Here is a 22956-nt window from a genome sequence, read left to right on the forward strand (position 1 = left end):
GCAGTAACAATCCAGTTCTGGCACTCTAACAGTTTCATTCGTAGCCTCAATGCGTCACGCGTCAGAAACGTGACGCGGATCGAACTTGCTACGGTGATATCAGAAGGTCACCACCGTTTTCAGCTCGGTGACCCAGGCATCCTGGGTGCGGCTGACCCCGCCGGGATGGTGCCAGTACTGAATGCCCGGCTGCAGTTCAAGCCATGACACCGGACGAAAACGGTAGTAAAACTCGCCGTTCAGGGAATGGCCCGGCACCGGGTGATACGCCGGATTGTCATAATCGCTTATGCCGCTCAGGCTGTTCAGGTAACGCTGGTTGCGGGCGTACTGGCTGCTTATATCAATCCAGGTTAAGCCAAAGCCAATCCAGTCTTCCGGTCGCGCATCAAACAGCCCGCGGTAGCGCAGCGAGGCGGCGTAAACCTGGTGCATGTAGTTAGTGCTCTGATCCGCAAGGCTCATGCTGAACGAGGTGCTCAACCCGCGATTCGGGTCATCCTGATGCTGCGTAAGCTGCTGGTTCAGCCCGGCGTACATAAACCAGGTCCGGTTGTGGGTATCGAATCCGTCCGGGTCCGTCGCGCCCGCCCCGCCGGATTTGCCGCGATAGAGATCGGTTTGCGGCGCGTTGGTAAACACCACGCCCAGGTTGTACGCGCCCGGCAGGCCGTTAATCAGCGGACGCGCTTCGATTTCAACCGGCAGTAAGATCCCTTTGCTGCCCTTCGTCGACCAGCTCCACGCATGGCTGCGGCTGGCGGCCTGCGGATTCTGCTCCATCACGCCGCCCTTCAGGGTTAGCGTCGGCGTGAGTTTATACGCAAGCGTGGTGCCCCAGGTGTGCACATTCCAGTTGTTCCAGGTCAGCGAGTTGGCTGACTTCCCGCCGCACTGGGACAGCAGTTGGAAATCACAGGGGATAATTTGATCGAAGGTTTGTACCTTGTTCATCATCCCGATGCGCCAGGTCAGACGCCGGTCGTCAAAGCTGCGGGCAAAGGTCAGCCAGCCCAGACGGGTAATCGACTGCCCGCCCCAGCTCTCCTGGGTCAGATCGTTGAAGTTGACGCGCGGGTCCTGCACGCGTTTGGTGGTGAGATCGTCATTGTGGTTGCGGTTGACGATGTTCCCCTCGATACGCGCGTCCGGAATACCGGTCCAGCGCTCCAGATCCTGGTTGAAGGTCAGCGCGAACTGGTCAATATAGGCCACATGGGAGTCGTGGTTATATCCACCACCGCCGTTCCAGCCAATTTCATTCAGGTATCCGAGGTTATAGGTAAAACCGTTATCGTTAAGGATTTTACGTATGCCGAGCATTTCGCCCAGCACAGGCTCCGGCGGAGCTTCAAACCCTAATACCGTTCCGTTCCAGTCTTGCGCCATCGACAGCGGGGATATCGCCAATAAGGCGAGCGCATAGAGTTTATTTTTATATGCCATAATAACAACCTGTGATTGAGTATTGAGTGCGTAACCGGCCGCAGGAAATTTTTCTATTTCCTGTCGAGAATTCATTTTTTAAAAAATCAGTAAAAGCGCTAAGCCAAATAACTCTCCTGCGTAAACGACAGGCAAAAAAAAACCTAAGCGCTCCACAGCGAAAATGCTGTGAAACGCTTAGGTTTTGCCTGTTAACCAGTAACAATCCTGCGTTGAAAACAGTGGCACCTTAACACCGTCGCGCCACGTTGAAAACCTGAACTGTTTTCTGTTTTAAAAAAGTGTGAGCAATTTAACGCTTATTATTTGGACTGAATCACCCGGGCAATATCAGCCGACGTCTGTAAAGTACGAATCTCCTGAAATAACCCCAGCGCTTCATCGTACTCTTTGCGTAAATAACTCAGCCACTGCTTAATTCGCGCGACGTGATACAAACCGGTGTCGCCCTGCTTTTCCAGACGGCTGTATTTTTGCAGCAGCGTGACGACGTCTGCCCACGGCATACGCGGTTCGTTATATTTCACCACCCGGCTGAGGTTGGGCACATTCAGCGCGCCGCGACCGATCATTACCGCATCGCAGCCGGTGGCCTGCAGACAGGCCTGCGCGCTCTCGTAGTCCCAGATTTCGCCGTTAGCGATCACCGGAATGGTGAGGCGTTTGCGGATCTCACCGATCGCCTGCCAGTTAATGCGATCGGCTTTGTAGCCATCTTCTTTGGTACGGCCATGCACCACCAGCTCGGTGGCGCCGGCCTGCTGCACCGCATCGGCGATTTCAAACTGCCGCGCATCGCTGTCCCACCCCAGGCGTACCTTAACCGTCACCGGCAAATGCGCGGGTACCGCCTCGCGCATGGCTTTCGCGCCGCGGTAAATCAGCTCAGGATCTTTCAGCAACGTCGCTCCGCCGCCGCTGCCGTTCACCAGCTTCGACGGACAGCCGCAGTTGAGATCTACCCCGTAAGAGCCCAGCTCAACCGCGCGGGCGGCGTTTTCCGCCAGCCATTCCGGATACTGGCCGAGCAGTTGAATACGCACCAGCGTGCCGGAAGAGGTCCGGCTCTGGTTGTGCAGCTCGGGGCAAAGCCGGAAGAAGGATTTTACCGGCAACAGCATATCGACCACGCGCAGGAACTCCGTCACGCAGAGATCGTAGTCGTTCACCTCGGTCAGAAGCTCGCGCACGAGGGAGTCGAGCACGCCTTCCATTGGGGCCAGTAAAACACGCATAGCAGTACCTGTGAAAAAAGACGCGCTATAGTAGCCGCTCTCTATATCGCTGGGAAGCGCTTCTGTTCAGGCAGAAAGTCACCCGGCGTTGCCCCAACAATGGCGCGAAACGCCGCCGCAAATGCCGCCGGGCCGGAAAAGCCCAGCATCCAGGCCACCTGCTTAACCGGGTATCCGTTTGCGAGCAGATCCAGCGAGGCACAAATCCTGGCACGCTGTCGCCAGGCCCGGAAGCTAAAGCCGGTATCGTTGATAAACGCGCGTGAAAACGTGCGTTCAGACATCGCGGCCCTTTCTGCCAGCCTTTCCAGAGAAAGATCCCAGAGATTGTTGGCAATGATGTCACAGGCAATGCGATGTAAGCGCCCATCCACGGGCATCGGTAATTCGGCCGAGATTTGCTGAGCTTCACTGAGGATATCGAGCAGCAAAACGGCCATGCTGCGCTGACTGGCTGGCCGGTATTCCGCGCTGAACAGCCCGGCAATCAGCTCTTTGAACAACGCTGTTGCCATAATCACGTGAACCTCGTTTTTCCGCTTAAAAGGCTCGCATTGCGCTATCAGCGCCGGGCTAAACCAGACCGCGCGCAGCTCCGTTGTGGATAACACGCTATAGGTATGCTCCTGAAAGGGAGGGATCCACAGCGCGCGCTGTGGCGGTATGACCCAGCGTTTGCTGCCGGTTTCGACCAGCATGACCCCTTTGATGGCAAACAAAAGTTGTCCCTGCGAATGCTGGTGAGGCGGATCGACTTCGCCGCGCGTATAACGAATTGCCCCTCTTGACCATCCGATAGCATCGTCGTGAATTGGCGTTTTATCGATAACGGTTGGCATTTCACATTTCCCCCTCCCTCTTATGATGCTGCTTGTACACGTAACCAGAGAGAGACGCAATGCACATCCATTTTATTATTCATGAACATTTCGAGGCACCTGGCGCCTATGAAATCTGGGGGAAAAGTCGCGGCTGCAGTCTGAGCTACACCAGAGTGTATCAGGGCGATTCGTTACCTGAGGAACTGGAGAACATAGACCTGCTTATCATCATGGGAGGCCCGCAGTCCCCCGCCACCACGCGTGAGGAATGCCCCTGGTTTGATGCGCAGGCGGAAAAGGCACTCATCAGCCGCGCGATAGAGGCAGGTAAAACGGTGATAGGCGTTTGTCTGGGCTCGCAGCTTATCGGTGAAGCGCTGGGCGCAGCGTTTTGCCACAGCCCGGAAAAAGAGATCGGCAAATTTCCCGTCAGGCTCACAGATGCAGGCAAGGCGAACCCGCTGTTTAAGGACTTTGGCAGCGTGCTGAACGTCGGTCACTGGCATAACGATATGCCTGGGTTGACGCCGCAGGCTAAGGTTCTGGCGTACAGCGAGGGCTGTCCCCGCCAGATCGTGCAATACAGCGAACGGGTTTACGGTTTCCAGTGCCATATGGAGCTGACGCCGGAGGTGGTAGAGTTGCTGATTGAGCATTCGCAGAGTGACCTCCGCCGCGCGGGTGAATTCCGTTTTGTCGAAACGGCGGAAAAACTCCGCTCGCATGATTATCGCGAAATGAACCAGGTGCTGTTTTCTTTTCTCGATAAACTGACAGCCTGTCGCTGATACCTTCTCTGGCACGCCGTTTCGCCAGCGCAATCCCTTTCCTCTAAACTGTAGCCTGCACCGGTAAGGTGATACCGGACGTTCCATTCCGGAATGTCTGGTATGCTCAAAATTCATGATGTGATCCGTGGCACATTTTTAGGTTTAATTGTATGATGAATGCGTTTCAGCAAGGACTAACACCATGAGCAAATCATTGAACATTATCTGGCAATATCTGCGCGCATTCGCCCTGATTTACGCCTGCCTGTATGCCGGGATTTTCATCGCGTCGCTGCTGCCCATCACCATCCCCGGCAGCATTATCGGCATGCTGATCCTCTTCGTGTTGCTGGCGCTGCAAATCCTGCCCGCAAAGTGGGTCAACCCCGGCTGCTTCGTCCTCATTCGCTATATGGCGCTGCTTTTCGTGCCTATCGGCGTGGGCGTCATGCAGTATTTTGATTTGCTCAAAGCCCAGTTCGGCCCGATTGTGGTCTCCTGCGCGGTCAGTACGCTGGTGGTTTTCCTGGTGGTGAGCTGGAGTTCACATCTGGTGCATGGCGAACGTAACGTGATTGGGGAGAAAACAAAAAAATGATGGACAATATCTGGTGGTCTCTGCCGCTCACCCTGGCAGTGTTCTTCGCCGCACGTAAGCTTGCCGCGCGTTTCAAAATGCCCTTGCTGAATCCCCTGCTGGTGGCGATGGTGGTGATTATTCCGTTCCTGCTGCTCACCGGCATTCCTTACGAACGCTACTTTGCCGGCAGCAAAATCTTAAACGACCTGCTCCAACCCGCCGTCGTGGCGCTCGCCTTTCCTTTATACGAGCAGTTGCACCAGATCCGCGCCCGCTGGAAATCCATCATTACCATCTGTTTTGTGGGTAGCCTGGTGGCGATGATCACCGGTACGTCGGTGGCGCTGTTGATGGGAGCCTCGCCGCAAATTGCCGCCTCTATTCTGCCTAAATCGGTGACCACGCCTATCGCGATGGCGGTTGGGGGCAGCCTCGGCGGTATTCCGGCCATCAGCGCGATGTGCGTCATTTTCGTCGGTATTCTCGGCGCGGTGTTTGGCCACACCCTGCTGAACGCGATGCGTATTCATACTAAGGCGGCACGGGGGCTCTCGATGGGCACCGCCTCGCACGCGCTGGGCACCGCCCGCTGCGCGGAGCTGGATTATCAGGAAGGGGCGTTTAGCTCCCTGGCGCTGGTGATCTGCGGGATTATCACCTCCCTGCTGGCCCCGTTCATTTTCCCGCTTATTCTGGCGGTGATGGGCTAAAATTTGCGATGCGTCGCGCAAATTTCATTTTGATTTCATAAGTTGCATACATAATGAGAAGTGGATCACATATAAAGCCCTAACGGCTCCGTAAACTACCGATCCATTAACCTTTATGAGGCAAACGCCATGCACCCACGTTTTCAAGCTGCTTTCGCCCAGCTTGCAGAGAATTTGCAGTCAGCCCTTGCTCCCGTTCTGGCAGATGCGCACTTCCCCGCCCTGCTGACCGCGGAGCAGGTCACGATGCTGAAACAGGCAACGGGACTGGACGAAGACGCGCTGGCTTTCGCACTGCTTCCTCTGGCTGCCGCCTGCGCGCGGGCCGATCTCTCCCACTTCAACGTCGGGGCCATTGCGCGCGGCGTCAGCGGCACCTGGTACTTCGGCGGCAACATGGAGTTCCTGGGTGCAACCATGCAGCAAACCGTGCACGCCGAGCAGAGCGCCATCAGTCACGCCTGGCTGCGCGGTGAAAAAGCGCTGAGCGCCATTACCGTTAACTACACTCCGTGCGGCCACTGCCGTCAGTTTATGAACGAGCTGAACAGCGGGCTGCAGCTGCGCATCAATCTGCCAGGCCGCGCGCCGCACACGCTGGCGGATTACCTGCCTGACGCGTTTGGCCCGAAAGATCTGGAGATCAAAACCCTGCTGATGGACGAGCAGAACCACGGTTTCGCCCTGTCCGGCGATGACCTGAGCCAGGCGGCGATTGCCGCCGCCAACAAGAGCCACACGCCGTACAGCAAGTCCCCGAGCGGCGTGGCGCTGCAGTGCCGCGATGGCCGAATCTTCACCGGCAGCTATGCGGAAAACGCCGCGTTTAACCCAACGCTGCCGCCGCTGCAGGGCGCACTCAACCTGCTGAGCCTGAACGGCTATGATTATCCTGACATTCAGCGCGCCATTCTGGCTGAAATTGCCGATGCGCCGCTGATTCAGTGGGATGCCACTGCCGCAACGCTTAAAGCGCTGGGCTGTACGACGATTGACCGCGTACTGCTGGCGTGATCCTTCCGGCGGGCAGAAATGCCCGCCAGTTTGCTGAAAAACCCCTCAGTTGAGTCGCTGTTTCTTGCGCTAACCAGGCGGGTAAAGTAGCCTGAGTTAAATTTCACCTTCGGTACGAGCCATCTGCATGTTAAAGCGCGTTTTTTACAGCCTGTCTGTCCTGGTCGGCATACTGCTGTTGATCGTGCTCGGTCTCGACCGCTGGATGAGCTGGAAAACCGCCCCCTACATCTTTGATGACCTGCAGGACCTGCCCTATCGTCAGGTTGGCGTGGTGCTCGGCACCGCCAAGTATTACCGCACCGGCGTCATCAACCAGTATTACCGTTACCGCATTCAGGGCGCGCTGAACGCCTACAACAGCGGCAAGGTAAACTACCTGCTGCTGAGCGGCGATAACGCGCTGCAAAGCTACAATGAACCGGTGACGATGCGTAAGGACCTGATTGCCGCAGGCGTGGATCCAGCCGATATCGTGCTCGACTACGCCGGGTTCCGCACCCTGGACTCCATCGTGCGCACGCGCAAGGTCTTCGACACCAACGACTTCATCATCATCACCCAGCGCTTCCACTGCGAGCGTGCGCTGTTTATTGCCCTGCATATGGGCATTCAGGCGCAGTGTTACGCGGTGCCGTCGCCAAAAGATATGCTGAGCGTGCGCGTCCGCGAGTTCGGTGCCCGCTTTGGTGCCCTGGCCGATCTGTATATCTTCAAACGCGAACCGCGCTTTTTAGGCCCGCTGGTGCCGATTCCGGCGATGCACGAAGTGCCGGAAGACGCGCAGGGTTACCCGGCCGTCACGCCTGAGCAACTGCTCGATATGCAGAAAAAAGAGAAATAGCGGAACCGCCTTTATACTTTCTTTACGCCGGGCCTGACGCTTTTTATCTCCCCTTTACGTCGGCTCTTTTAAGCTGAGTTCATTGCCGCTACGGCTTCATTGAAGAATGACTATGAACTCGATAATGAATGCGTTTTTCCTCAAAAGTCTCCGTCCGTATTTTAACTTTCCCGGTTTATCACTTCCTGGCGCACTTAATTCTGGTCTCTGGCTGGATGAAAAAATTGACGCCCTGCAGCACAACATTTCAGTGGAAGTGGCAGATTATCTGGAACGTTACCCGCAGACGAAACATGTAGACGTTTACCTGAACGACATCAACGGCACGATGCGCGGCAAGCGCCTCTCGGTGGAGAGCATGCTGAGTCTGGAAAAAGGCTGTTATTTTCCGCTTTCCGTCTACTCAATGGATCAGAAGGGAAACATCGCCGCCCCGCTTTATGATGAACCCGATCGGCTGTGCGTCCCGGTCGCCGGCTCTTTGCGCCCCTGTCCGCAGGATCCAGAGCACACCGCGCAGATCCTGCTGACGATGAAAGACAGCGACGGTAACCCCTGCCCGCTTGAGCCGCGCGCGATACTGCAGAACGTCGTGGCCCGCTTCCACCAGCACGGCCTTTTCCCGGTCATTGCCCCGGAAATTGAGTTTTACCTGACGGGACAGGGCGAACGCGATCCGCAAAATCAGGGCTGTTTTCACATGGATACCTCGTCGGCGCATGCGGCGCTGTTTGACGAGCTGGAACAGCTGGCGCACCTGCAGCGCATCCCGCTGTCAGGGGTCGTAGCGGAAGCCGAGTCCGGACAGTACGAATTAAACCTGAAGCACAGCCAGCGCGTCGTTGAGGTCTGTGATAACGTGCTGGCCCTGCGCCGCCTGACCCGCTATGTCGCTGAAAAGCACGGTCTTCAGGCCAACTTTATGGCTAAGCCTTTCAGCCAGCTGTCCGGCAGCGGTTTGCACATCCATTTCAGCCTGAACAACAGCCGTGGCGAAAACGTTTTTGCCTCGCCGGTGAACGCGCCGAGCAGCATGATGCGTTTGTGCATCGCGGGCCAGCTGGCGCTAATGCCCGCCTCCGTCGCCATTCTTGCGCCGGGGGTCAACGCGTTTCGTCGCCTGCGTAAAAACCTGACGGAACCCGTCTTTAACTCCTGGGGCTATAACACCCGCTCCGCCGCCTTGCGTATTCCCTGCTCGGATGACGGCAATCGTCGCATTGAGTACCGGCTGGCCGGGGCCGATGCGAATCCGTATCTGGTGGCGGCCACTATTCTGACTGGCATGCTGTACGGGCTGGAACATATCGACGAGGGGGACCTCCCTGAGCCGCAGCATGACCAACCCGAACTGCCGCTGTTCCAGCAGGAGGCGATTGAGGCCTTTGCCCGCTGTCAGTATCTCACCGACAGCCTGGGCGACGCCTTTTCCGAACAGTGGGTCGCCTGCAAGCTTTCTGAACTCGACTGGTTTGAGCGCATTGTGACGCAGGAGGAGTCCCATCTGGCATAGGGCATAAAAAAAGCCCGCTCGGTGAGCGGGCCGGGTATGGCGAGTGACGATTACTTCTTACGGGCGTACTTCAGTGAATCCAGCGCAACCGCGAAGATAATGATGGCGCCCTTGATGATGTACTGCCAGTACGGGTTCACGCCGATATAGGTCAACCCGTAGTTGATGACGGTGAAGATGATCACACCGGTCACCACGCCGAGCACCGTCCCCACGCCGCCGCTGAAGGAGACACCGCCCACCACGCAGGCTGCGATCGCATCCAGTTCGTACATGAAGCCAAGGTTGTTCGTTGCAGAGCCGATACGGCCCGCTTCCAGCATCCCGCCGAAGGCGTAGAACACCCCGGACAGGGCATAGATGATGAGCAGGTTCAGGGCAACGTTTACGCCGGAGACTTTCGCCGCTTCCGGGTTACCGCCGATAGCGAAGATGTTTTTGCCAAAGCGCGTTTTGTTCCACAGGATCCAGACGAAAGCGACCGCAATCAGCGCATAGAAGGTGATATACGACAGGCGGAAGCTACCGAGCGCGATAAACCCTTGTGTAAAGGTCGAGAAGCCGCTGTCAAAGCCCGAGATGGGCGAAGCACCGACGAAGTCGTAGTACAGGGAGTTGATACCGTAAACGATGATCATCGTACCCAGGGTGGTGATGAATGGCGTCACGTTCAGGTAGGCGATGATAATACCGTTGATCAGACCAATCACCGCACCGATGGCGCAGACAATCAGGATCACCACGAAAATCGGCATGGTGGCCATTTCGGGGAAGACCTTGTTGGCGTTTTCCATCGACTGCAGCAGGGTTGCCGCGATAACCGCCGCCAGACCTACCTGACGACCGGCAGAAAGGTCCGTCCCCTGGGTCACGATCAGGCCCGCCACGCCCAGCGCAATGATAATACGCACGGAGGACTGGGTCAGAATGTTACTCAGGTTCAGCAGGCTTAAGAACGTAGGGTCCTGGAAAATGATGATTGCCAGCAAGACTAAAAGAACAACGTAAATACCGCCTTCTTTCAGGTAAGTGAGAAAACTTTTTTTATTTAACGCACTCATGAGGAGCCCCTGATCTTAAAGGTGCAAAGACGCAAGACGCAAAATTTCATTTTGCGTTGTCGTTTTGGTGTCAACAATACCGGCAACGAGACCATTGCTCATAACCAGAATACGGTCTGTGATCCCTAACAATTCCGGCATTTCGGAAGAAATAATAATGATCCCTTTATTCTTTTTCGCCAGCTCGGCAATCAGCTGATAAATTTCAAACTTCGCGCCGACGTCAATACCGCGGGTCGGCTCATCCAGCATCAGAATTTCTGGCTGCGTTAATAACCAACGGCCAATAATCACTTTCTGCTGGTTACCGCCTGACAGCGAACCAATCTGGGTGCGGTGGCCTGGCGTTTTTACGCGCATGGAGTCAATCACCCATTGGGTATCGCTCTTCATGCGGGAGTTATCCAGCAGCCCGACTTTGTTTTTGTAATTGCGAATGTTAGAAATTAACGAGTTAAAGTTAATATCCAGATAAGCATAAATACCGGTCGAACGACGCTCTTCCGTCACCAGCGCAAAACCATTATTAATGGCTTCGTTGGCGTTGTGGTTATTGATTTTCTTACCGTGCAGCGTAATGGTGCCTTCGGCTTTCTCACGAATGCCAAACAGGGTTTCCACGATATCGGTACGCTTTGCCCCCACCAGCCCGGCAATCCCCAGGATTTCACCCTTGTGCAGGTCGAAGGAGACATCGCGGATAGACGGCTGACGCAATGAGGTCAGATTGCGCACTTCCAGAATCACTTCACCCGGCTTGTTTTCTTTGTCCGGGAAGCGCTGGTTCAGGGAACGGCCGACCATCATGGCGATGATCTTGTCCATGTCCAGCCCTTCCAGCGGCTGCGTGGCAATCCACTGGCCGTCGCGCAGGATGGTGATCTCATCGCACAGCTGGAAGATCTCTTCCATTTTGTGGGAGATGTACACAATGCCGCAGCCGCGATCTTTCAGCTTACGAATAATGGTAAAAAGGTGGTTAACCTCTTTTTCCGTTAATGACGATGTCGGTTCGTCCATGATGACGATTTTCGCATCATAGGAGAACGCTTTGGCAATTTCGATCATCTGCATCTGGGAGACGGATAATGTTCCCACGCGGGCGCGCGGATCGATATCAATATCCAGCTCGTCGAAAATCGCCTTGGTGTCGCGATACATTTTATCCTGATCGACAAAGACACCTTTGGTGGGATAACGCCCCAACCACATGTTATCCATGACTGAACGCTGCAGCACCAGGTTTAATTCCTGGTGAACCATCGAGATACCGTTTTCCAGTGCTTCTTTCGCTGAATGGAAATCGATCTCTTTCCCCTGAAAAAGAATGCTGCCAGAATCTTTTTGATAGATCCCAAAAAGACATTTTAATAATGTTGATTTACCCGCACCGTTCTCCCCCATTAAGGCATGAATAGAGTGAGGACGCACTTTTAAATTAACATTATCGAGTGCCTTAACGCCGGGAAATGACTTGTTGATACCGCTCATTTCCAACAGGTATTCACCGGATGACTGAGTTGTTGTGCTGACCATAATTATACCTTGTTGGCCTCGCATATCGCGTTATAAAAGGGCGCAACGAATTGCGCCCAGTGGAGACAGTACCGCTTACTTATTTACCGATAAACTCAGCCAGGTTGGACTGGTCTACGCCCACGTAAGGTACGCGAACGATTTTGTTGTCAATTTTCCAGTTGGTGCCGTCTGCCGCACCTTTGCCATCGGCCAGGTTTTTCGCCAGGTCGAAGGTGGCTTTCGCCTGGTTGTTGGCATCGTTCAGCACGGTACCGGCCATCGCACCGGATTTAACCAGCGCCAGCGCTTCTGGCAGCGCATCCACACCGAATACCGGGATAGAGGATTTGTTGTGTGCTTTCAGCGCTTCTACCGCACCCATTGCCATCGCATCGTTGTTGGCGATAACCACTTCGATTTTGTTGGCGTTAGGGCCGGACAGCCACGCGTCCATCTTATCTTTCGCCTGAGCGGTATCCCACATCGCGGTATCTAACGCCAGCTGCTGGGTTTTCAGGCCCTTGTCGTTCAGCTCTTTGATAACGTAGGTGGTACGCGCTTCAGCATCCGGGTGGCCAGGTTCGCCTTTCAGCAGCACGAACTGAATCTGACCGTCTTTGTTCAGGTCCCAGTTCGGGTTCGCCGCCCAGTGTTTCGCGATCAGATCGCCCTGAATAATACCGGACTCTTTGGAGTCGGTACCGACGTAATACGCTTTATCGTAGCTATCCAGCGCCTTACGGGAAGGTTCTTTGTTGAAGAAAACGATCGGCACGTTCTGGCCGCGCGCTTTTTCAATAACCGTGCCTGCTGCAGCCGGGTCAACCAGGTTGATGGCCAGGGCTTTCACGCCTTTCGCCAGCAGAACGTCGATCTGGTCGTTCTGTTTGGACTGGTCATTCTGGGAGTCGTTCATCAGCAGCTGAACGTCTGGCGCTGCTTTCGCATCTTTCTCAATCGCTTTACGCACAACAGACATGAAGTTGTCGTCGTATTTATAGATGGTCACACCAATACGGGTATCCGCAGCGTGCGCTGCTGCACCAAAAAGCATGCTTGCCATTACAGCAGACAGGGTCAACACCTTCTTATTCATGGTATCTCCGGTTTTTTTTATGCAGGGTAGTTCTTGTGAATAACGAGCGGCGGGCAGATGTTAATAAAACGTTACTGACAGCCGAGGTTCACTTATAAAATTTCTCTCTTCCGTGTTCGGTAACGCTCCAGAAATGCGTTTTATTCGTTGTTTGCGGCACATTGGCTATAGTGAAAGTGAATAATCACTGTTACATAGCGTTTCAGCCCCTAAAACGCTGACATCATAGTCAGCGCCTTGTTAAGATACTGTGAATTTACTCACAGATTGAAAACGGTTACATCACCACATGTAATCAGTTAGTGATCGGAACCACAGTTTGCCGGGCCGCGACGGAGTGACGACGCACTAAAGTCGGCATGAAACAGTGTGTTGCCCCCGGATCCAGCATGCCTGCTGCCCCCTGTAACGCCAGCTCAGTCGCCAGTTTCGCCATAGAGGCAATGGGGTAACGCACGGTTGTCAGCTGCGGGTCGGTGTAACGGGCAATCGGGATATCATCAAAACCAATGAGTGATAAATGCTGTGGCACCGCAATCCCGTTATCCTTCAGCGCCGTCAGGGCGCCTGCCGCCATGCTGTCGTTATAGGCAAACACCGCAGACAGCTGCAGATTGCGGCCCAGCAGCTCTACCATCGCCGCTTCACCGCCCTGCATGTCCGGCGTGCCGGTCCCCACCCAGCTTTCGGATGGCGTAATGCCGTGCTCTTTCAGGGCATTTTGCCACCCCTCGCGCCGCAGTTCGTCATCTTCAATCTGATGGCTGGAGGCCAGATAGCCGATCCGCTGATGTCCGTTGTTGATGAGCATTTTCGTGGCCATCATGGCGCCGCTGACGTTATCCAGCCCGACGCAGCGGTGGGCATAGCCGGGGACGATCCGGTTGATCAGCACCATGCCCGGGATCTGCTCCATCAATCCGGTTAGCTCTTCATCGCTCAAGGCTTTTGAATGGACAATCAAGGCGTTACAGCGCTGGCGGATCAGCACTTCAATGGCATGACGTTCTTTTTCCGCCTCATGATAGCTATTGCCGATCAGGACATATTTCTGATGCTGCTGGGCGACCATATCGACCGCTTTCACCAGTGCACCGAAAAAGGCATCTGAGACATCCATTACCACCACGCCGATGGTGTCGCTGACCTGCGTCGCAAGCGCCTGAGCATTGGCATTTGGCCGGTACCCGAGCTGGGTCACGGCCTTCATTACGGTTTCACGGGTTTCAGGGCTGACCAGCGCGCTATTGTTGAGCACGCGTGAGACGGTAGCCACAGAAACGCCCGCCTGACGGGCGACGTCACGAATGGTGATCATATTCACCATCCTTCAAAGGATTGCAGCAACTCACAGACACCCCCTGTGTTTAGCAAGGTGGCTATTTTGGCAGCGAGAGAAAGGGGACTACGTGAAGAAGCTCACAGTCATGAAAACGCTTACATCCGTTTTGTTAATGATTGTGATCCAGATCGTTATCTGGATGTATTTTTCAATGATATCCCTGAAGCACGTGCGGTTAACTGACGCCATACCCACTCCAGCGGTCCCTGGCGGAAATAGCGTAGCCAGAGCACAGAAAACGCCAGGTTTACTGCCCAGACCGGAATAACAAACGCCAGCAGCGTAAGGCGGTCGAATTTCATAAACAGGCCAAAGCGATAGAAAAGCGTGGTGCAGATCAGCGTTTGCAGGAGGTAATTGCTTAACGCCATGCGGCCCACGCAGGCGATAGCGCTGACCATCCACAGACGAGAAAGCGAGGGCCAGAAGCCGTAGATCAGCGCCGCGTAGCCGATGGTCTGAAACGGCGCGCTCAGTTCACGCGGCACCTGGAGCAGGAACGCGCACCAGCGGTAATCCCAGTGGATATGCCACTGCACCATCACCGCCGGGAGATTAATCAGCACGCCGAGCAGCACCAGACCGGCGCCGGTACGGCGATAGTGACGCAGGCTGAATTCCCCTTTCAGCCAGCCGGTGCGCATCAGTGACGCGCCCATCAGCATCATACCCGCCAGCTGCCAGCCGTATTGCGCGCCCAGCGCAAGGAGGTTGTCCCCCAGCATATCCGCGCGGTTGCTTATCGCTTCCGTACCGCCTTTCAGCTTCCAGAACTGCTCGTACTGCAGGTTAGCGGCATCCGGGATCCAGGCACGGTTTGTCGTCTCGCCGGAGATCATCCCCAGCAGCAGCAGTACTCCAAGCCCCATGACATAGAGCATCACCCCGGTGTTGAACAGGCTTTTAACGCTGTGCGCATCGCGAATGAGGCGCCAGCAGATGAGCCCGACTAACCCATAGGCAAGAAGAATATCGCCGTCCCAGAAGAACAGGCCATGGATAAAGCCGAGGATAACCAGCAGCGTCAGGCGCGACTGGATCCAGCGCGTGCCGCGTTTGAGGAGAAGCTGCAGGCCTGCGCCAAACAGCAGGGCAAAGAGCGTGAGGAATTTGACCTGCGCAAAGAGATCGAGGATTGCCCAGGTCCAGGCATCACTGCGGGTAATGTCGCCATACCACGCGGGATTGAGATACGCCGCCTTCGGCAAACCGAAGGCGGTGATATTAAGCAGCAGGATACCGAGAATGGCGACGCCGCGAACAAAATCGAGCGTGACGTTTCGCTCCATGGTCCCTGCCCTGTAAGACTTAGTTGTGGTGACGTACGGCGCGCAGGAACTCCTGGCGGGTATTCTGGCTCGATTTAAACAGACCGCCCAGCGAGGTTGTAGTGGTCGCACTGGTGGCATCGCGCACGCCGCGCGCTTTCACGCAGTAGTGAACCGCGTCGATAGAGACGGCCACGTTATTGGTGCCCAGCAGCGTTTGCAGCGCGGTCAGAATCTGCTGGGTCAGGCGCTCCTGCACCTGCGGACGCTGAGCGAAGAACTGCACGATGCGGTTGATCTTCGACAGGCCAATCACCGTGTCTTTAGGGATATACGCCACGGTCGCTTTACCGTCAATGGTCACGAAATGGTGTTCGCAGGTGCTGGTCAGCGTGATATCGCGAACCGTCACCATCTCATCCACTTTCATCTTGTTTTCAATGACGGTGATTTTCGGGAAGTTGGCGTAATCCAGGCCGGAGAAAATTTCGTCGACGTACATTTTCGCGATGCGGTGCGGCGTCTCCATCAGACTGTCGTCACTCAGATCGAGATTCAGCAGCTCCATGATGTCGGTCATATGACCGGCAATCAGACGCTTGCGGGTTTCATTGTCCAAGTCCTGTACGGGCGGACGCAGTGGCGTTTCAAGACCGCGCGCAACCAGGGCTTCGTGGACCAGGGCAGCTTCTTTACTGAGTGATGACATTTTGTTCTCCTGCAGGTGTGGCGTCTTTTGCCCTCGTTGTGGCAAAAGTATGCGTTCATTGTGCGTGAGGCGGCGCACATAATCCAGTATTCACGACGATAATTATTGCAATTGCTGTTGCCTTTCAGCGTGACGATTCCAGACCAGGGCTCCTCCAACGAACAGCGCCACGCCCGCCAGCCCCAGCGCCGGCTCCAGCCGGTGGGTAAGCCAGGTTGATAACGCCGAGGTGACGGGGCCAATCAACTGCCCAATCGCATACCCGGTGGTGAGCAGGCCCGCCATATAGCGCGTGTGGTTTGGCGCCAGCTCGCGACCGTATAAAAGAGAGAGCTGCACGGCACACAAAAAGCCACCGCCCACCAGCAGCCCGCCCGTCAGTAACCCGCCAATCCCCGGCAGCAGCCAGGCCGCCAGCACGCCCGCCCCCTGTAACCACAGTACGATAGCCAGCCTGCGGTTAGCCGTTGAGGTATGGCGTAACAGAATACTGAGCGCAATCCCCACCACGGCGGCGAGACCAAAAATCGGCCAGACAAACTGGGCAAACAGGCTGCCGGGAAAACGCACGGCCGCCATTTGCGACAGGAAGGTCGCCGGGAGGATATAGCCAAACCCGGCCAGGCTGTAGCTCCAGACCAGACGCGTTAAATCCGCCGTCAGCACCAGCGGCTCCGGCGCGGTGCCGGGTCGATGGAGTTGCCCGGATCGCGGCTGGTAGCGCGCCACCAGGGCAATCAGCACCAGCGCCAGCACGCCGTAGATTTGCCATGCCGCCCCGGCCGACAGGGACTTCGCCTGAATATAGACGGCGAGCAGGCCGCTCAGCGCAATACCCGCCCCCGGCCCGGCAAATACGGCAGCGCTCAGACCCGGTTTACCCAACTGTCCCAGCCGTTCGTTAGTCCAGGCGGCAATGAGTACCATCGACCAGCCGCTCATGCAGCCGATGACAAAACGCAGCAGGCCGTGCACGACGGCGTTCTCCGCCGCCGCGGAGAGCAGCGTCAGCGCCACCGCGCCGGTGATGCCAAGCCAGAGGCGCGTTTCAACGAAGCGGTGCGCACGCATCGCATCCCACGCGCCCACCAGATAGCCCAGATAGTTCATCGCCGCCACCAGACCCGCGCTGGTCAGCGTAAGCTGTCCGGCAGCAATCATCAGCGGCACCTGGGGCGTAAAAGCAAAGCGCCCTATCCCCATCGCCACCACCAGCACGACAAACCCACTGAGCGCAATACGCAGCGCCATGACCGCTCCAATTGTTAAAGAAAAGTAAATTTATGATGCAGCATCTCGCCGTCTGGCGAAAGTGAAAGTTACTCACAGGTCAATGAAAAGGCTGTATTATGGTTTTTATGAATACGCATTCTCATTAAGGAGCCCTGCATGGAACTGCTCGAAGAGCACCGTTGTTTTGAAGGTCGACAGCAGCGCTGGCGGCACGACTCCACCGTCCTGAACTGTGCGATGACGTTCAGCATTTTCCTGCCGCAGACGGAAAATCCACCGGTTCTGTTCTGGCTTTCCGGCCTGACCTGCAACGACGAAAACTTCACCACCAAAGCGGGCGCGCAGCGTATTGCCGCCGAGCTGGGCATTGCGCTGGTGATGCCAGACACCAGCCCGCGTGGCGACGATGTGGCCGACGATGCCGGATACGACCTGGGCAAAGGCGCCGGGTTTTATCTCAATGCGACCGAGCAGCCCTGGGCGCGCCACTACCGCATGTATGATTACCTTCGCGATGAACTTCCTGCGCTGGTGCAGTCGCAGTTTGCGGTCGGCGAGCGCTGCGCAATCAGCGGCCACTCAATGGGCGGACACGGCGCGCTCATCATGGCGCTGAAAAATCCGGGGAAATACGTCAGCGTGTCGGCGTTTGCACCGATTGTGAACCCAACACAGGTGCCGTGGGGGCAGAAAGCCTTCACACACTATCTGGGTGAGGATACGGAAAAATGGCAGGCATGGGACAGCTGCGCGCTGATGCTGGCCAGCAAAGCTGAAGAAGCCATTCCCACCCTTATCGATCAGGGTGATGCGGACCAGTTCCTCGCCGGTCAGCTGCAGCCTGCGGTGCTGGCAGAAGCGGCACGCCAGAAAGACTGGCCGCTGACGCTGCGCATTCAGCCGGGATACGATCACAGCTATTACTTCATTGCGTCCTTCATTGAGGATCATCTCCGCTTCCATGCGGAGCATTTGTTCGGCTAAGTGCGGCCGATTGCCGGGTGGCGGCTTCGCCTTACCCGGCCTACATTCGTGGGTTTTGTAGGCCCGCTAAGCGAAGCGCCACCGGGCATAAAGGTTACATCAGAACTTATAATCCACACCGACAAAGTAGCGACGGCCATCTTCCGTGTAGCTGTAATCGTCGCGGCTCAGATCTTTGTCCAGCAGGTTCTGCACGCCCGCACGCAGCTTCATGCTTTTCGTCGCCTGCCACGCGGCGCCGGTATTCCAGATAACATAGCCACCCGGCGTTGGGTCGCTGCTGGTCAGCGCGCGTTTCTCACCGGTGTAGTTGCCCTGAACATAGAACGACCAGTCCTGCGCCGCCTTCCAGTCAACGGTCCCGTTGGCGGTATGGAACGGCAGATCGGACAGCGGCTTGTTGCCACCGTTGCTGATATCACGACCGTCGTTGTAGGTGTAGTTCAGCGTCACTTTCCAGTCGTCCGCCAGCGGGAATTTCAGCTCGGTCTCCACCCCGCGGATGCGCGCCTTGTTGACGTTGTAGTAGCGGAATATCGGTTCACCGTCCGCATTCAGGCCAACGTAGTTAGGGTAGCTCTGCGCCTGCTTCGCATTGGCCGTACGGCTGATGCTGATGCGGTCATCGACGTTATTCTGGAAGGTGGTCACGCTGGCCTGCACGCCCTCTAACCAGCCCTCTTCCCCGCTGTAGTACAGACCGAACTCGAAGCTCTCGCTGGTCTCCGGTTTCAGATCCGGGTTACCGACAATATCACAGGCACCGCGGCACGAGCCGGTGACCCAGTCCGGACTCAGCTGCAGCAGTGACGGCGCTTTAAACGCGGTCGCCCAGCCCCCTTTCACCGTTACGGTATCGGTCGCGTTGTAGACCAGATAGGCGCGCGGGCTCCAGTGGTCGCCGTAGGTATCATGGTCATCCATACGGATGCCGGTGGTCAGCGCCAGAGGTTCAAAGATACGCCACTCGTCCTCCAGGAACAGGGCATACTGGCTTGTCGACGTACTGCTGCCGGAACCGCCCGTCAGGTTGACCGGATCCTTCAGCTTATCGTGACGCCATTCGCCGCCGAAGGTCATCAGCTGGTTGATGTCGCCCAGCGGCAGCACGTATTTCCCGTCCACCGCGTTGCTCTCGGAGGTGATCGTATTGCTGTTGCCCGGGTTTTTGTTATCCACCTTCTCGCCGTACACCTTCAGCTCGCTGTTGCCGACGCCCCAGCGGCCGTTGTGGCTGAGAGAGTAGTTCTGACGCTCAAGGCGGTTTTTGTCGAGGGAATCCGAGTCACGATCCTGACGGTCGAAACCGTAGCCCGCCGTAAAGTCATGATTTTCAGACGGCGTCCAGGCGAACTCCACATTCGCATCGCGGCTGGTGAAGCCTTCAATGCGCGGTGTTTCACCGCTCGCCGTGGTAGAGGACTTCTGCTGACCGTCTTTCTCACGCTTTGCGAGGCTACCGTAGGCTTTCAGCCCCAGCAGACCGTCCACCAGCGGACCGCTGGTATAGAATTGACCGTTGTAGGTGTCTCCACGGTCGCGATGTTCCTGAATTGTGGAATCGGCGCTCAGGGTACCCGTCCATTTCTGGCCGATTTTTTTGGTGATAATGTTTACCACGCCGCCCAGCGCATCGGAGCCGTAAAGAGAAGACATCGGTCCGCGCACCACTTCGATTCGTTCGATGGCGTCAACCGGCACCCAGTTGAGGTCGAAATCATTATGGCGGAACACCGCGTTACGGGAATTGACGCGCTTGCCGTCGATCAGGATCAGCGTGTAGCTGCTGTCCAGTCCGCGAATACTTACCCCTTTACGGTTGTCCCCTTCGCTCGTGAGCTGCACGCCCGGCACATCCCGTAACACATCTTTCAGGTTCTGAACGGGTTTGCGCTGCAAATCTTCCTGGGTGATGACGCTGATGCTTGCCGGTGCGTCTTTCAGGTTTTGCTCGGTTGCGGAGGCCGTGACAACCATTGTGTCGCCGGATTCCGCTGCGATAACAGGCAGGGCCAGGGACATTGCGGACGCGCAAAGTCCTCCCCTGACGAAGGGATTCAACCTAAACATTCCATATCTCCATGAGGTAAATACAACTCAATCAAATCATCATTGCTCACAGCGTCTTCCTGGCCGCCCACATCTCCGGTGGGTCGGTGACACGCTTATTTTTGATAACGATAAAGCAAACGATAATTATTATCAATTAAATTGTTAAGGAATATATCTTTGTTTCAGGGGGCAGGAATAAAAAAGCCCGCTCAAACGAGCGGGCTAATAGAGAGGAAGTGCGGTTATTGTTTAAATCGTTCCGGGAATTCCATTTCACTGTAGCGAATGAAGTGTGTTCCTTTCGTCAGCTTGTAACCAAACCAGATGACGAGGAACAGCGGAATGCCAATGTAGGTTGCCGTGACGGCGCCCCAGTCAATGGTGTCCGCCAGGAACGCTTCATAGTTCTGTCCCAGCGTAATGATCAGGCACAGAATGAAGGCGAAAATGGGACCCAGCGGGAAGAAGCCGGAGCGATACGGCAGCTGGTTAACGTCATAACCCTGTTTGACGTAGCCACGGCGGAAACGATAGTGGCTAATGGCAATCCCCAGCCAGGCAATAAAGCCCGTCATCCCGGAGGTGTTAAGCAGCCACAGGTACACCGTCTGGTTGCCAAACATAGAGGTCAGGAAGCACAGACCGGCGATCACCGTAGTGGCGTACAGCGCGTTACGCGGTACGCCGCCACGGGACAACTTCGCAAAAATACGCGGTGCTTTACCGTCGCATGCCAGCGTGTAGAGCATACGGGTGGACGCGTACATCCCGGAGTTACCGGCTGACAGTACAGCGGTCAGGATAACGGCGTTCATCACTGCCGCGGCAGAAAGCAGACCGGCATGCTGGAAGACCAGCGTGAACGGGCTAACGCTAATGTCTTTCACGTCATTACGCAGCAGGCTTGGATCGGTGTACGGAATGATCAGGCTGATAATCAGGATCGCGAACACATAGAACAGCAGGATACGCCAGAAGACCTGACGAACCGCGCGCGGAATATTCTTCTCCGGGTTCTCTGACTCACCGGCAGCAATGCCAATCAGCTCGGTTCCCTGGAAGGAGAAGCCGACAATCATTGCCACGCCAATCATTGCCGACAGTCCACCGGCAAACGGCGCATCGCCTATTGTCCAGTTACTCCAGCCCGCAGGTTCTGCGCCTTTGAAAATACCAACGATCATCGCCACACCGACGACGATAAAGATGATGACGGTTGCCACTTTGATCAAAGAGAACCAGTATTCCGCTTCGCCGAAACCGCGCACGGAGATGTAGTTCAGCAGGAAGATGACGGCCAGGAACAGGGCGCTCCAGATCCAGCCCGGCGTATCCGGGAACCACCAGTTCATCACCAGCTGTGCGGCGACAAGGTCAACGGCGATGGTGACCGCCCAGTTGTACCAATAGTTCCAGCCCAGCGCGAAGCCGAAGCCTTCTTCAACGTATTTTTGACCGTAGGTCGAGAACGAACCGGATACCGGCATGTACGCGGCCAGTTCGCCGAGACTGGTCATCAGGAAGTACACCATCAGGCCAATCAGGATATAAGAGAAAAGTGCCCCACCCGGGCCGGCTGCCGAAATCGTTGCGCCAGAGGCAACGAAAAGACCTGTACCGATTGAGCCGCCAATGGCGATCATCGTCAGGTGACGCGCCTTGAGTTCACGACGTAGCGTGGGCGCTTCTGTGGTTTTAATTTCTGAAACCATATGAAAATGCTGTCCATTTAATAAATGAGGCGCGATTGTAGCAGACGATCCGCGTTCCTTCCGGCAGAAATACTCAGTTATAAGAGAGCTTCATGACGCGCCCAGGATTATAAGTAAAGCATAATTTTTCCCTCTCCCCTTTGGGGTGAGGGACGCTGTCAGATTTCGCAATAGCGCAGAAAACGCTGCAGCGAGCTGGAAAGGTGTTTCTGGCGATGATGAATGCACCACAGCGTGCGCACCAGCTTTGGCAGCGGGATGGGGATTTCAACCAGCGATCCGGTTTCCAGCTGTTCGGCAATAACGCGCCGGGAAAGACAGCTGATGCCCAACCCGTGGCGCACCGCGTGCTTAATGGCCTCAGAGTTCCCCAGCTCCATCCCTAACTGGAAATGCGGCAGATGGGAAAGCAGCAGATAATCGACAATTTCACGCGTGCCGGAGCCCTGCTCGCGCAGGATCCACTGCGCCTGCGCCAGCCGTTCCAGCGTTACCTCTCCCTGCAATAACGACGAGGCCGGGGACGCAAACACCACCAGCTCGTCTTCCAGCCAGGGCTCGGCAATGATATCAACGTTATGGCAGGGTCCTTCGATGAGGCCGATATCCACGCGGAAATCGATCACTGCGTTGATGACGTCCTGGCTATTGCCCACGCTCATCTCCAGCGGCAGGCTCGGGAAATCCCGGCGGTAGCGGGCAATCACTTCCGGCAGAATGTAGTTCCCAATGGTGCTGCTGGCGTAAACGCGGATCGCACCGTTGTCTTCGCGGAACAGCTGCTCGATTTCTATAGCCTGCTCGAGCAGCGCCAGCGCGCGCGGATAAAGAAGACGACCGTGCTCGTTGACCACCAGACGCTTCCCTACCCTGTCAAAAAGCTGAACTCCCAGCTGTCCTTCAAGATCGGTTAACGCCGCGCTGACCGCAGACTGTGAGAGCGCCAGCATTTGTGACGCCTGGGTCGTCGAGCCGCTTTTCAGCACCTCGGCAAAGACTTCCAGCTGACGCAGAGTAATGTGCATGGTTGCTTACCACTTATATAGAT

At 56.0% G+C, this 22956-nt stretch carries 20 protein-coding genes; 7 read left to right on the forward strand and 13 right to left on the reverse strand.

Translation table 11 applies throughout. The annotated features are described in order from the left end of the window. Positions 1-99: 99 nt before the first annotated feature. The 3 genes from ABFV38_RS14865 to ABFV38_RS14875 all read right to left on the reverse strand — a co-directional run bounded on the left by ABFV38_RS14865 (position 100) and on the right by ABFV38_RS14875 (position 3520). Positions 100-1389 (reverse strand): carbohydrate porin, encoded by a 1290-nt coding sequence (locus ABFV38_RS14865; protein WP_348959427.1) that lies wholly within the window; start codon positions 1387-1389, stop codon positions 100-102. 359 nt (positions 1390-1748) lie between these two features. Next, positions 1749-2681 carry a tRNA dihydrouridine(16) synthase DusC gene (gene dusC / locus ABFV38_RS14870; protein WP_048028228.1) on the reverse strand — a complete coding sequence of 311 codons (933 nt, stop codon included), beginning with the start codon at positions 2679-2681 and terminating at the stop codon, positions 1749-1751. A 41-nt stretch (positions 2682-2722) separates the two neighbouring features. After that, complete coding sequence (locus tag ABFV38_RS14875) at positions 2723-3520, reverse strand: helix-turn-helix transcriptional regulator (RefSeq protein ID WP_348957494.1); 798 nt, start codon at positions 3518-3520, stop codon at positions 2723-2725. Positions 3521-3579: 59 nt separating this feature from the next. On the opposite strand from ABFV38_RS14875, the gene ABFV38_RS14880 reads away from it, so the two are divergent. The 6 genes from ABFV38_RS14880 to ABFV38_RS14905 all read left to right on the forward strand — a co-directional run bounded on the left by ABFV38_RS14880 (position 3580) and on the right by ABFV38_RS14905 (position 8933). Further along, a complete protein-coding gene (locus ABFV38_RS14880) occupies positions 3580-4290 on the forward strand; it encodes a type 1 glutamine amidotransferase (RefSeq protein WP_348957495.1) in 711 nt (236 codons plus the stop codon). Between the two features lie 184 nt (positions 4291-4474). Next, positions 4475-4870, forward strand: coding sequence for a CidA/LrgA family protein (locus ABFV38_RS14885; RefSeq protein ID WP_045908676.1), 396 nt, complete (start codon positions 4475-4477; stop codon positions 4868-4870). Then, entirely contained in the window at positions 4867-5562 is a 696-nt protein-coding gene (locus ABFV38_RS14890; RefSeq protein WP_008500916.1) for a CidB/LrgB family autolysis modulator, read from the forward strand. The genes ABFV38_RS14885 and ABFV38_RS14890 overlap by 4 nt, the downstream gene beginning before the upstream one ends. A 129-nt stretch (positions 5563-5691) precedes the next feature. After that, positions 5692-6576 (forward strand): cytidine deaminase, encoded by an 885-nt coding sequence (gene cdd / locus ABFV38_RS14895; RefSeq protein ID WP_046091540.1) that lies wholly within the window; start codon positions 5692-5694, stop codon positions 6574-6576. Positions 6577-6703: 127 nt separating this feature from the next. Beyond that, the gene (gene sanA, locus ABFV38_RS14900; protein ID WP_008500918.1) at positions 6704-7420 is read left to right on the forward strand and encodes an outer membrane permeability protein SanA; all 717 of its coding nucleotides are present in this window, start codon (positions 6704-6706) and stop codon (positions 7418-7420) included. Positions 7421-7544: 124 nt separating this feature from the next. Continuing rightward, a complete protein-coding gene (locus ABFV38_RS14905; RefSeq protein WP_348957496.1) occupies positions 7545-8933 on the forward strand; it encodes a glutamine synthetase family protein in 1389 nt (462 codons plus the stop codon). 50 nt (positions 8934-8983) lie between these two features. On the opposite strand, the gene mglC is transcribed toward ABFV38_RS14905, so the two are convergent. From mglC to ABFV38_RS14940, 7 genes are all read right to left on the reverse strand, one after another. Then, complete coding sequence (gene mglC, locus ABFV38_RS14910; RefSeq protein WP_008500921.1) at positions 8984-9994, reverse strand: galactose/methyl galactoside ABC transporter permease MglC; 1011 nt, start codon at positions 9992-9994, stop codon at positions 8984-8986. 15 nt (positions 9995-10009) lie between these two features. Further along, on the reverse strand, positions 10010-11530 hold the full coding sequence (gene mglA / locus ABFV38_RS14915; RefSeq protein ID WP_008500922.1) for a galactose/methyl galactoside ABC transporter ATP-binding protein MglA: 1521 nt from the start codon (positions 11528-11530) through the stop codon (positions 10010-10012). Between the two features lie 79 nt (positions 11531-11609). Then, positions 11610-12608 carry a galactose/glucose ABC transporter substrate-binding protein MglB gene (gene mglB / locus ABFV38_RS14920; protein WP_008500923.1) on the reverse strand — a complete coding sequence of 333 codons (999 nt, stop codon included), beginning with the start codon at positions 12606-12608 and terminating at the stop codon, positions 11610-11612. Positions 12609-12903: 295 nt separating this feature from the next. Then, complete coding sequence (gene galS / locus ABFV38_RS14925) at positions 12904-13926, reverse strand: HTH-type transcriptional regulator GalS (RefSeq protein ID WP_032675202.1); 1023 nt, start codon at positions 13924-13926, stop codon at positions 12904-12906. A gap of 155 nt (positions 13927-14081) precedes the next feature. Continuing rightward, positions 14082-15239 (reverse strand): DUF418 domain-containing protein YeiB, encoded by a 1158-nt coding sequence (yeiB, locus tag ABFV38_RS14930; RefSeq protein ID WP_032675203.1) that lies wholly within the window; start codon positions 15237-15239, stop codon positions 14082-14084. 19 nt (positions 15240-15258) lie between these two features. After that, the gene (folE, locus tag ABFV38_RS14935) at positions 15259-15927 is read right to left on the reverse strand and encodes a GTP cyclohydrolase I FolE (RefSeq protein ID WP_008500927.1); all 669 of its coding nucleotides are present in this window, start codon (positions 15925-15927) and stop codon (positions 15259-15261) included. A gap of 102 nt (positions 15928-16029) precedes the next feature. Then, a complete protein-coding gene (locus ABFV38_RS14940) occupies positions 16030-17178 on the reverse strand; it encodes a YbfB/YjiJ family MFS transporter (RefSeq protein ID WP_348957497.1) in 1149 nt (382 codons plus the stop codon). Between the two features lie 138 nt (positions 17179-17316). Between ABFV38_RS14940 and fghA the strand changes: the two genes are divergently transcribed. After that, entirely contained in the window at positions 17317-18144 is an 828-nt protein-coding gene (gene fghA / locus ABFV38_RS14945; protein WP_061714753.1) for an S-formylglutathione hydrolase, read from the forward strand. A 99-nt stretch (positions 18145-18243) separates the two neighbouring features. Here the strand turns inward: fghA and cirA are convergent, their stop codons facing one another. The 3 genes from cirA to yieE form a co-directional block, all read right to left on the reverse strand. Further along, positions 18244-20214 carry a catecholate siderophore receptor CirA gene (cirA, locus tag ABFV38_RS14950; protein ID WP_348957498.1) on the reverse strand — a complete coding sequence of 657 codons (1971 nt, stop codon included), beginning with the start codon at positions 20212-20214 and terminating at the stop codon, positions 18244-18246. Positions 20215-20438: 224 nt separating this feature from the next. Further along, positions 20439-21908 (reverse strand): amino acid permease, encoded by a 1470-nt coding sequence (locus tag ABFV38_RS14955; RefSeq protein ID WP_348957499.1) that lies wholly within the window; start codon positions 21906-21908, stop codon positions 20439-20441. A 158-nt stretch (positions 21909-22066) separates the two neighbouring features. Beyond that, positions 22067-22933, reverse strand: coding sequence for a DNA-binding transcriptional regulator YeiE (gene yieE / locus ABFV38_RS14960; protein WP_045908684.1), 867 nt, complete (start codon positions 22931-22933; stop codon positions 22067-22069). Between the last annotated feature and the right edge of the window lie 23 nt (positions 22934-22956).

Origin of the sequence: Enterobacter cloacae complex sp. Mu1197, assembly GCF_040059225.1 — a bacterium.
Lineage (GTDB): Bacteria > Pseudomonadota > Gammaproteobacteria > Enterobacterales > Enterobacteriaceae > Enterobacter > Enterobacter quasiroggenkampii.

Excerpts from the sequence above, each read along its gene's own strand:
- yeiB (WP_032675203.1), bottom strand. The coding sequence starts at position 15,239 with ATGGAGCGAAACGTCACGCTCGATTTTGTTCGCGGCGTCGCCATTCTC.
- ABFV38_RS14905 (WP_348957496.1), top strand. The coding sequence starts at position 7,545 with ATGAATGCGTTTTTCCTCAAAAGTCTCCGTCCGTATTTTAACTTTCCC.
- mglB (WP_008500923.1), bottom strand. The coding sequence starts at position 12,608 with ATGAATAAGAAGGTGTTGACCCTGTCTGCTGTAATGGCAAGCATGCTT.
- galS (WP_032675202.1), bottom strand. The coding sequence starts at position 13,926 with ATGATCACCATTCGTGACGTCGCCCGTCAGGCGGGCGTTTCTGTGGCT.
- ABFV38_RS14875 (WP_348957494.1), bottom strand. The coding sequence starts at position 3,520 with ATGCCAACCGTTATCGATAAAACGCCAATTCACGACGATGCTATCGGA.
- ABFV38_RS14865 (WP_348959427.1), bottom strand. The coding sequence starts at position 1,389 with ATGGCGCAAGACTGGAACGGAACGGTATTAGGGTTTGAAGCTCCGCCG.
- ABFV38_RS14885 (WP_045908676.1), top strand. The coding sequence starts at position 4,475 with ATGAGCAAATCATTGAACATTATCTGGCAATATCTGCGCGCATTCGCC.
- cirA (WP_348957498.1), bottom strand. The coding sequence starts at position 20,214 with ATGTTTAGGTTGAATCCCTTCGTCAGGGGAGGACTTTGCGCGTCCGCA.
- yieE (WP_045908684.1), bottom strand. The coding sequence starts at position 22,933 with ATGCACATTACTCTGCGTCAGCTGGAAGTCTTTGCCGAGGTGCTGAAA.
- cdd (WP_046091540.1), top strand. The coding sequence starts at position 5,692 with ATGCACCCACGTTTTCAAGCTGCTTTCGCCCAGCTTGCAGAGAATTTG.
- dusC (WP_048028228.1), bottom strand. The coding sequence starts at position 2,681 with ATGCGTGTTTTACTGGCCCCAATGGAAGGCGTGCTCGACTCCCTCGTG.
- sanA (WP_008500918.1), top strand. The coding sequence starts at position 6,704 with ATGTTAAAGCGCGTTTTTTACAGCCTGTCTGTCCTGGTCGGCATACTG.
- folE (WP_008500927.1), bottom strand. The coding sequence starts at position 15,927 with ATGTCATCACTCAGTAAAGAAGCTGCCCTGGTCCACGAAGCCCTGGTT.
- ABFV38_RS14955 (WP_348957499.1), bottom strand. The coding sequence starts at position 21,908 with ATGGTTTCAGAAATTAAAACCACAGAAGCGCCCACGCTACGTCGTGAA.
- ABFV38_RS14940 (WP_348957497.1), bottom strand. The coding sequence starts at position 17,178 with ATGGCGCTGCGTATTGCGCTCAGTGGGTTTGTCGTGCTGGTGGTGGCG.
- mglC (WP_008500921.1), bottom strand. The coding sequence starts at position 9,994 with ATGAGTGCGTTAAATAAAAAAAGTTTTCTCACTTACCTGAAAGAAGGC.
- mglA (WP_008500922.1), bottom strand. The coding sequence starts at position 11,530 with ATGGTCAGCACAACAACTCAGTCATCCGGTGAATACCTGTTGGAAATG.
- ABFV38_RS14880 (WP_348957495.1), top strand. The coding sequence starts at position 3,580 with ATGCACATCCATTTTATTATTCATGAACATTTCGAGGCACCTGGCGCC.
- ABFV38_RS14890 (WP_008500916.1), top strand. The coding sequence starts at position 4,867 with ATGATGGACAATATCTGGTGGTCTCTGCCGCTCACCCTGGCAGTGTTC.
- fghA (WP_061714753.1), top strand. The coding sequence starts at position 17,317 with ATGGAACTGCTCGAAGAGCACCGTTGTTTTGAAGGTCGACAGCAGCGC.